This window comes from Enterobacter cloacae complex sp. P16RS2, from assembly GCF_014982155.1.
Classification (GTDB): domain Bacteria; phylum Pseudomonadota; class Gammaproteobacteria; order Enterobacterales; family Enterobacteriaceae; genus Enterobacter; species Enterobacter cloacae_M.
In genome coordinates this window covers 1-7,311 of the sequence record NZ_JADCKW010000053.1, presented here as the reverse complement: position 1 = coordinate 7,311, position 7,311 = coordinate 1, and the positions used below count along the sequence as shown (strand labels likewise).

General features: G+C 51.4%; 8 protein-coding genes. 4 read left to right on the top strand and 4 right to left on the bottom strand.

All coding sequences use genetic code 11. The features are described 5' to 3' along the window. Nucleotides 1–298: 298 nt before the first annotated feature. Complete coding sequence (locus INF68_RS22040) at nt 299–574, bottom strand: type II toxin-antitoxin system RelE/ParE family toxin (RefSeq protein WP_049087620.1); 276 nt, start codon at nt 572–574, stop codon at nt 299–301. Between the two features lie 265 nt (nt 575–839). Between INF68_RS22040 and INF68_RS22035 the strand changes: the two genes are divergently transcribed. Both INF68_RS22035 and INF68_RS22030 read left to right on the top strand, forming a co-directional pair. After that, on the top strand, nt 840–1,181 hold the full coding sequence (locus INF68_RS22035) for a HigA family addiction module antitoxin (protein ID WP_049087621.1): 342 nt from the start codon (nt 840–842) through the stop codon (nt 1,179–1,181). Between the two features lie 280 nt (nt 1,182–1,461). Continuing rightward, nucleotides 1,462–1,671 carry a YdgH/BhsA/McbA-like domain containing protein gene (locus INF68_RS22030; RefSeq protein ID WP_101998596.1) on the top strand — a complete coding sequence of 70 codons (210 nt, stop codon included), beginning with the start codon at nt 1,462–1,464 and terminating at the stop codon, nt 1,669–1,671. 73 nt (nt 1,672–1,744) lie between these two features. On the opposite strand, the gene INF68_RS22025 is transcribed toward INF68_RS22030, so the two are convergent. Next, nucleotides 1,745–4,642, bottom strand: coding sequence for a Tn3-like element Tn5403 family transposase (locus tag INF68_RS22025; RefSeq protein WP_001553819.1), 2,898 nt, complete (start codon nt 4,640–4,642; stop codon nt 1,745–1,747). A gap of 94 nt (nt 4,643–4,736) precedes the next feature. Between INF68_RS22025 and INF68_RS22020 the strand changes: the two genes are divergently transcribed. Continuing rightward, nucleotides 4,737–5,342 carry a recombinase family protein gene (locus INF68_RS22020; RefSeq protein WP_000509966.1) on the top strand — a complete coding sequence of 202 codons (606 nt, stop codon included), beginning with the start codon at nt 4,737–4,739 and terminating at the stop codon, nt 5,340–5,342. An 840-nt stretch (nt 5,343–6,182) separates the two neighbouring features. Here the strand turns inward: INF68_RS22020 and INF68_RS22015 are convergent. Beyond that, entirely contained in the window at nt 6,183–6,584 is a 402-nt protein-coding gene (locus INF68_RS22015) for an AlpA family transcriptional regulator (RefSeq protein ID WP_009310048.1), read from the bottom strand. Next, nucleotides 6,584–6,775, bottom strand: a complete 192-nt coding sequence (locus tag INF68_RS22010; protein WP_004187666.1) for a Rop family plasmid primer RNA-binding protein — start codon at nt 6,773–6,775, stop codon at nt 6,584–6,586. The genes INF68_RS22015 and INF68_RS22010 overlap by 1 nt, the downstream gene beginning before the upstream one ends. Nucleotides 6,776–7,187: 412 nt before the next feature. On the opposite strand from INF68_RS22010, the gene INF68_RS22005 reads away from it, so the two are divergent. Further along, on the top strand, nt 7,188–7,301 hold the full coding sequence (locus INF68_RS22005; RefSeq protein WP_077259703.1) for a replication initiation protein: 114 nt from the start codon (nt 7,188–7,190) through the stop codon (nt 7,299–7,301). Nucleotides 7,302–7,311 lie beyond the last annotated feature (10 nt).

Sequence of the window (7,311 nt, the reverse complement as noted above, 5' to 3'; positions counted from 1 at the left end):
TTAGTCTTGAAGTTATGCGTCAGTTAAGGCTAAACTGAAAGAACAAGTTTTGGTGACTAAGCTCCTCCAAGCCAGTTACCTTGGTTCAGAAACTTGCCGGTTACTGAACCTTCGAAAAAACCACCTTGCCGGGTGGTTTTTTCGTTTGTGGTTTAAAGATACTCTGCACCAACATCAATCTCAAGAAATTATCCTCACCAAGCCATTGACTTAATAAAAAAAACGCATATAATAGACCTCACGGTCTTGGTTCGGATAACCGAACCAAGACCGTGACCTAAGTCGTTGATTTTATTGATTAATGTGGGTCATCGTAATCCACATTATTAACATTTGCCCCATCCCACTCAAAGAAAATACGATAGTTTGCTGACACCTTCAGTGACCAGCGAACTGGAGTGAACTCAGCATACGAGTGAAGATCTAAACCAGGAAGGTCGAGATCAAGAATGGAAGTAGCTGTATCTAACGCGTTTAAGATAATCTCTATTTTCTTTTTATGCGCTTGTGCTACCTTACTTGTATCGCCTTTACTGAACTGCTTTAGCTTCTTGGATTTAAAACTTTTAATCATTGAACTTCTCCATATAGTTTTTTTTAGAAGTTCTTCATGCAAGGTAAATGTTCTTGACTCAGTCTTATTTATAGGTAGTATTCTACGCCTGCGAAGCTTTAGAACTATCAAATAGACACATCAAGAACACAACTGAAGAACCGTGTGTGTTGCCGCTAAGAAAAAAACACTTCCCTTAACTAAATCATTTTACCACAAATGATTTTAAAAGTAAATAGATTTGCGCTTTGCGCAAGGCGCAAACAGCAAAAAACCAGGAGGTTGCATGTTTACATTGCAAAAACCTATGCACCCCGGCGAGTTCATCCGCGAAGTATATTTAGAACCTTTAGAGATTCAGATAAGCACTTTTGCAGAGAAGATCGGGGTTGATACATCAACAATCAGTCGGTTGGTTAACCAAAAAGCAGACCTGTCCTACGAGATGGCTATTCGCCTATCAAAAGCTTTCGGTCGTTCCGCCGAGTCATGGATGAAAATGCAGATAGCGTACGGCTTATACCGCGCTCAGGATAAAGTAAACCTTGACGAAGTTGAAACCATTTACACTCCGCGGAACCTAGATGCCGCTGAAATGCAAGATCATGAACCTTATATAAATCTGTAAGCAACGCATGGTTTTGCATAGACAGAAAAGCCCTCTATAGGGCTTTTCTGTCTTCGTTATACCCTCTCTATTTATCATGCCCACACTTTCAATTCTCTCCATTCAGTCCACCTGGAACCAAAGAATCATACTTAGCTTTTATATGCTCACTTTTTATTCTATTTTTTTGAATGACATTCGCAAATTGTTTCGATTTTAATTAGTTCATGGTCGTCCTATCATTTATCACATCAGGGCAACAACGCCCCATACAGAACAAAATGACTTAAGGAATACGACCATGAAATCCATCAAAACTTTCGTTGCAGTTTCCGCTCTATCCATGATGTCTTTCGGTGCCTTTGCTCAGAGCGTCAGCGCTACCGCCTCCACCCTGGATCGTGCTGAAGCAAAAATTGCCGCACAGGCCGCTGAACAAGGTGCGTCATACAAAATCACCAGCGCTCAGTTCAATAACCGTGTCCACATGACGGCTGAACTGACCAAATAAGATGGTCGCAGAGGGAGCTGCCGAACAGGTCGCCGGGAGGGGGGTCGGTTCCGGCTGAGGGCGAAATGACACCCTAAGCTTTCGGTTCCTTGGGCCAAAGATATTCGCCAGTCAGTAGAATGTGCGCCCAGCCCAATGGGGATATGTGGGGAAGAAATTCAGGGGGAACATCCAACCCTTCGTTCCGCCGCTCCGTGACGGCATGACCAAGATGGACGGTATTCCAGTAAATGATCACCGCAGTCAATAAATTGAGCCCAGCGATTCGGTAGTGCTGCCCCTCTGTCGTGCGATCGCGAATTTCCCCCTGCCTCCCGATACGGAGCGCATTTTTGAGCGCATGGTGGGCCTCTCCCTTGTTAAGACCGATCTGAGCACGCCGCTGCATGTCCGTATCCAGGATCCACTCAATAATGAAAAGGGTCCGTTCAATACGACCAACTTCACGAAGCGCAACTGCAAGGTTGTTTTGTCGTGGGTAAGAAGCGAGCTTGCGCAGGAGTTGGCTGGGCCTGATTTTGCCAGCGGTCATCGTCGCGGCACAACGGAAAATATCAGGCCAGTTCGCAACGATAAGATCCTCCCGGGCTTTTCCACCTACCAACTTGCGTAACTCCCTGGGGGTCGTATCGGGATTAAATACGTACAACCGCTTCGATGGCAGATCCCTGATTCGCAGAACGAGATTGTAGCCGAGCAGGCTACTGGCTCCGAACAAATGGTCGGTGAATCCTGCTGTATCGGCATACTGTTCGCGAACATGGCGACCGACCTCGTTCATCAGTAGTCCATCGAGAATATACGGTGCCTCGCTCACGGTCGCCGGGATCGACTGACAAGCGAATGGCGCGAACTGGTCGCTTACGTGAGTATACGCTTTGAGGCCGGGAACAGAACCATATTTGGCATTGACCATGTTCATGGCTTCGCCATGCCGCGCTGTCGGGAAAAACTGACCATCGCTCGATGCTGACGTGCCCATCCCCCAGACGCGTGACATCGGCAGTTTACCCTGCGCGGCCACCACAATTGCCAATGCCTGGTTCATGGCTTCGCTTTCAACATGCCAGCGGGCAAGGCGTGAGAGCTGCCAGTAATCATGCGTGTTTGTAGCTTCCGCCATCTTACGCAGGCCCAGATTGAGCCCTTCAGCGAGCAGGACGTTGAGCAGACCGATCCGGTCGCGACATGGAGCCCCGGTTCTCAGATGGGTAAACGCATCTGTGAAACCAAGGGCTGCATCAACTTCAAGCAGCATGTCGGTAATCCGAACGGACGGCATTCGGCGATACAGATCCAGTATGAGTGCCTCGGCACCATCCGGCACGTCTGCTGTCAACCTGTCGATCCGCAACGTTCCATCTTCTATGCTACCGTGCGGAATAGTGCCGTTACGGGCAGCCCGGGCCAGCCGCTTAAGAGCGATCGTGAGTCGCGCCTTTCTGTCTGCCAGCCAATCCTGTGGGTTGGAAGGCACGGCCAGTTTTGCATTTTCCTGCGCCGCGATCATCGGCACCAGTACCTGCTTGAGGTCACCATAGCGGCGCGAATGAGCGAGCCAGACATCTCCGGAACGAAAAGCATCCCGGAGGTGAAAGAGTACCGCCACTTCCCAAAGACGGGTATCTCCTTTTTCCTGAGCTCGTAAATGACGGTTCCATTTGGAGCTGGGCCGCAGGAAACGCCTTTCTGGCGATGCAACACCTTTCATCTCTCCGATCGACAAAGCTGCTGCTACCAATGGTCCGGCGACCGGCGCGGCTTCGAGCTTCAGACAGCGCAACATGCGGGGCGCATAACGACGAAAGCGATGGTATCCCTGCCCGACATATGCAAGAGGCTCATCGGCTAGCGTGTTGCTGAGTTGAGTCCCTGTCGCTACCAGTTGAGCGAGCCGGTCCCATGCAACCGAACTGGCGACAGCCATCTCCAGCGGGGTTCCGTCACTGCGGGCCTCAAGCAACGAAGCTCCCAGCGCGGTGAAGGTACGGATCGTATCCGTGAGTGTGGCTTTAGAGCCGGAAATTGTTTCGTCATGCTGGCGCTTCGCTTCCCGCCAGGTTTTTCCTACGATCCTGTCATGGGTTTCGACTATGGCATCAGCAATCGCCGCTTCCCACTCCACAACACAGACGGCAAGGATCGCCCAGCGGCGGTCCGAAGTGATGTCACGCAAACCGTCGGTGAAGTAGCGTTCACCCTGCCGACGCAGCCGGGCAATGCGATGGGCAGGTATGCTGGCCAAAGCACTATGATTGATATTCAGGGTACGCAGAAATTCGAGCCTGTCGAGCAAACGGTTAGCAGCAGCCGAGTTGTTACCAACCTCGAAGTTGCGAAGCCAGATGAAACGACTGATATTGCCGGCGAGCATTTCACTCAGAAGTTTGTCCAGGTGATCGCGAACATCCGCTGTTAAATTTTCCGCAATCCGCGTTTCAATCCGCCGCTCAGCGGCGACCAGAGCATCCGCGCACAAGCGCTCGATTGTCGATACTGCGGGCAGAATGGTGGAAGTTTCCCGACACCGCACAATAAAACGATGAGCAAGATCCTCGTTTGATCTGGCATCTTCGGCCTGGCCGAAAGTCCACTCCCGCAGATCACGGGCACCACGGCCCGTGAAGGTCTTGTAGCCGTAAATTTCGCGCAGCGTGTCCATGTGCTGCTGACGGGTTTGGCGCCGTGTGGCATAAGTGAGAAGCGCATCAGCCGGAACTCCAAGCTGAGCACCGACGAAGGAAAGGACTTCACGCGGGATCATCTCACCAGGAGCCAGTGCACGGCCCGGATATCGTAAGGCACAAAGTTGCAGGGCAAAGCCAATCCTGTTTTCCGGTCTGCGGCGCTGCCTAATGTTTTCCAGGTCATCATCGCCCAGCGTGTAGAACTTCAGTAGCGACAGTTCGTCCGTGGGCAGATCGAACAGCGCTGCTCGCTGCCGTTCGGTGAAAATATGGCGTCGTGACATACAAATTCGTCCCTTTTGAAGTATAGTCTGTTTTGGACAACAGCCAGCCCATATAAATCAGGGCGTTCCGATACAAAAATCCAGGAGGGTTCAATTGGGACATCGTGCCGCCATTTACTGCCGGGTTTCAACAGCGGATCAGTCTTGTGAACGCCAGGAATTTGATCTGCGAGCCTTCGCCGGCCGTGCCGGCTACGACGTGGTGGGAATATTTAAGGAAACAGGTTCAGGAACTAAACTCGACCGGGCCGAGCGAAAGAAAGTCCTGGCGCTTGCCCAGTCCAGACAAATTGATGCAATCCTGGTCACTGAGCTTTCCCGGTGGGGGCGCTCGACGCTCGATCTGCTCAATACGCTACGTGAACTGGAGAACTGGAAGGTTTCCGTGATAGCCATGAATGGAATGGCGTTCGATCTTTCGTCGCCGTATGGACGAATGCTGGCGACGTTTCTTTCCGGCATTGCGGAGTTTGAGCGGGATCTCATCAGCGAGCGGGTCAAGTCAGGCCTTGCTGTTGCGAAGGCACGTGGTAAGAGGCTTGGTCGTCAGGCCGGAGTGCGACCAAAATCAGACCGACTTTTGCCTAAGGTGGTTGCGATGAGGGCCGAGGGACGCAGCTATCGCTGGATCGCACGCGAGCTCGGTATCAGCAAGAATACCGTCGCTGACATCGTGCAACGACACAGAGCTAACGCTTAGGGTGTCATTTCGCCCTCAGCCGGAACCGACCCCGGAGGCGGCCCGTTTCGTCCCTTAGCAGGAAAACCTTCAGGCCCCTTCGGGGGCTTTTTTGCACCTGTCATTTAACATAAAGGCATGATTGTACGCACCGCTAAAACGGCCTCAGGGCGTTTCTGACGGGAAACCGGCAAAACAGGCAACAAACCACCCGAAAACCCGCCAGAAACGCGCAGGCTCTGTTTTTACGGCATGCATGAGTATGCACGCAAGTGCATAGCGCGAAAATTCACGCCATTCAGCCAGGGTAAGTCCTGTTTCCGGCGTTCTTCCTATCCGAAAACGGTGAACGGGGACGCAATTTATTGCGTGGCCGTGAAGCGTTGCCGGCGCAGCCGGAAAACCGGTTTTCAGCACGATCAGGAATCGGGTTCGTCGACGGCCGGCAATCACGTTATGGCAAGTCGCCGGACGACTCACCAGACAATTCACCGGCGATTCGACTCGTGACTTGACTCTAGAGTCGTCAAGGTCAAAAAAACACCAAAATGACGATTCGACTCTAGAGTCAAGTCGTCATAAGTTACTGATAGTCTTAAGTGAGTCGTCGATGACTCTATGACGAGTCGTCGGCAAGTCGTACACGAATCGCCGACGACTTGGATTCACCTTACAGAAAGTAATACTGCGTAATTTAATAACCCACAACTAACTGATATTAATGAGTTATCTTCAAAATTTTAATTTTGCGTGGGGTGTGGGTATTTTTAGTGGTGAGGAGCGTTCAGAGATCTGACGATTTTTGGGAAGGTTCAGGAACTCCCCGGGATGGCCGGAGAGGAAAACTGAAGCATGACGGGGTCAGGATTTTTTCCAGAATTTCCACCATGGCGCCGGGGATTCAGTTAATTTTGCCTGGTGATTTTCAAGAAGGAGCATGGCCTGTTTCAGGCTGTCAATGTGCGAATCCTTGGACAAAAGTAAGGTGTTCAGGTGTTCAATCTCCTGTTTCAGATGACGAATCACCTGTTCACTCTGGTCAGCAGAGGCTGTATCACGCTGTTCAGAGACCTGTCCAGAATGGTGTTCACCCTTCGGTTGTTCAAAGGGACCAAAGACACGTAAAAGCTCTGAAGTATCTACCATTTTTGCATTGCGTTCACCGCTACAGGTGGACAGGTCACCTGCTTTAATTAACCTGTGCAGTGTTGTTCTACTCTTACCCGTCAGTCGGGCAGCCTCACTAATAGACACTCTGGCCATCAGTTACCATCCTGTAATGCATCCAGTCTCGAGGACAGTGTACGGAAAAGATGCTCCGCATCATCGTGGAGTTTCTCACAAAGGTCGGCTTCGACATCGAGATCAAGCTCGTTAAGCTTCTCCAACAGGAGCAGAGACTGGTTCTGGATGAATTTAGCCATATTCAGCGCTGTTTTCTGTTGTTTCGTCATAAGAAGCCTCAGAGCGTCAGTGCCCAGTGTAGGGATGTTCTCTTTTCCGCTTCCTCGCTCACTCAGTCGCTACGCTCCTGCCGTTCGGCTGCGGCGAGCGGCAGGAACATGCGTATAAAGCTCGAGAAAACCGAGCGATCGCGTAAGGGGAAAAGGAAAGGCCGCATGGCGGCCGTTTTTCCATAGGCTCCGCCCCCCTGACAAGCATCACAAAATCTGACGCTCAAATCAGTGGTGGCGAAACCCGACAGGACTATAAAGATCCCAGGCGTTTCCCCCTGGTAGCTCCCTCGTGCGCTCTCCTGTTCCTGCCTTTCGGTTTATCGGTGTCATTCCGCAGTTATGGCCGCGGTTTCTCATACCACGCCAGACACTCGATTCCGGGTAGGCAGTTCGCTCCAAGCTGGACTGTATGCACGAACCCCCCGTTCAGTCCGACTGCTGCGCCTTATCCGGTAACTATCGTCTTGAGTCCAACCCGAAAAAGCACGACAAAGCGCCACTGGCAGCAGCCACTGGTAACTGATTTAGAGGAG

What these genes read in the sequence shown, in the direction of transcription:
- INF68_RS22015 (WP_009310048.1), bottom strand. Translation starts at nt 6,584, where the DNA reads ATGGCCAGAGTGTCTATTAGTGAGGCTGCCCGACTGACGGGTAAGAGT.
- INF68_RS22035 (WP_049087621.1), top strand. Translation starts at nt 840, where the DNA reads ATGTTTACATTGCAAAAACCTATGCACCCCGGCGAGTTCATCCGCGAA.
- INF68_RS22025 (WP_001553819.1), bottom strand. Translation starts at nt 4,642, where the DNA reads ATGTCACGACGCCATATTTTCACCGAACGGCAGCGAGCAGCGCTGTTC.
- INF68_RS22005 (WP_077259703.1), top strand. Translation starts at nt 7,188, where the DNA reads ATGCACGAACCCCCCGTTCAGTCCGACTGCTGCGCCTTATCCGGTAAC.
- INF68_RS22030 (WP_101998596.1), top strand. Translation starts at nt 1,462, where the DNA reads ATGAAATCCATCAAAACTTTCGTTGCAGTTTCCGCTCTATCCATGATG.
- INF68_RS22040 (WP_049087620.1), bottom strand. Translation starts at nt 574, where the DNA reads ATGATTAAAAGTTTTAAATCCAAGAAGCTAAAGCAGTTCAGTAAAGGC.
- INF68_RS22010 (WP_004187666.1), bottom strand. Translation starts at nt 6,775, where the DNA reads ATGACGAAACAACAGAAAACAGCGCTGAATATGGCTAAATTCATCCAG.